We start from the raw sequence: 1,090 nt of genomic DNA on the forward strand, positions 1-1,090 counted from the left end.
TCGGTCCGTACGCGGTGACCGGGCGGTCGTTCCTGGCCAGGATCCCGGAGGGATGGTCTTACGAGCAGGCCGCGTCGCTGCCGGTCGTCTTCCTCACCGCCTACTACGGCCTGAAGGACCTCGGTGGGCTGCGCGAGGGCGAGTCCGTTCTGGTGCACAGCGGTGCCGGTGGCGTCGGCATGGCGGCGATTCAGCTGGCACGGTACTTCGGGGCTGAGGTGTTCGCGACGGCGAGTCCGGGCAAGTGGGACGCTCTGCGTTCGCTGGGTCTCGATGACGGTCATATCGCGTCGTCGCGTGATCTGGAGTTCGAGCAGCGGTTCCTGGAGGCCACCGACGGCCGAGGCGTGGACGTCGTGCTGAACTCGCTGGCCCGGGAGTTCGTTGACACGTCGCTGCGGTTGCTGCCGCGCGGCGGGCGCTTCCTGGAGATGGGCAAGACCGACATCCGCAAGGCGGACGAGGTCGGCGCCGCGCACCCCGGTGTGGCGTACACGGTCTTCGACCTCGTCGAGGCCGGCCCGGAACGCACCCAGGACATGCTCGTCGAACTGCTGCGGCTCTTCGAAGAGGGCGCGCTGCGGCCACTGCCGCTGCGGACCTGGGACGTGCGGCGAGCGCGGGACGCGTTCCGCTTCATCAGCCAGGCCAAGCACGTGGGCAAGGTGGTCCTGACCGTGCCGCGTGCTCTCGATCCCGAGGGCACGGTGCTGATCACTGGTGGCACCGGGACGCTGGGCGGGGAGCTGGCCCGGCACTTGGTCGCTGAGCAGGGTGTACGGCACCTGCTGCTGACCAGCCGCAGGGGACGCGAGGCCAGCGGCGTGGTGGAGCTGGAGGCCCAACTGACCGAACTGGGTGCCGAGGTGACGGTCGCCGCCTGCGACGCCGCCGACCGCCAGGCCCTCGCCGCCACCCTCGCCGCGATCCCCGACGCTCACCCGCTCACAGGCGTCATACACGCCGCGGGCGTCCTCGACGACGCCACCGTGCGGTCCCTCACTCCCGAGCGGGTCGACTACGTCCTGCGTCCGAAGGTGGACGCGGCGGTGAACCTGGACGAGCTGACCCGGGACATGGATCTGGCGAT

1 protein-coding gene is annotated in these 1,090 nt (G+C 70.4%); it reads left to right on the forward strand.

The window, feature by feature from the left end:
* Positions 1-1,090: MDR/SDR family oxidoreductase (locus tag FGD71_RS06250; protein WP_119099379.1), on the forward strand; the 1,090-nt coding region annotated here is incomplete at both ends.

It is taken from the genome of Streptomyces sporangiiformans (assembly GCF_005768555.2).
Classification (GTDB): domain Bacteria; phylum Actinomycetota; class Actinomycetes; order Streptomycetales; family Streptomycetaceae; genus Streptomyces; species Streptomyces sporangiiformans.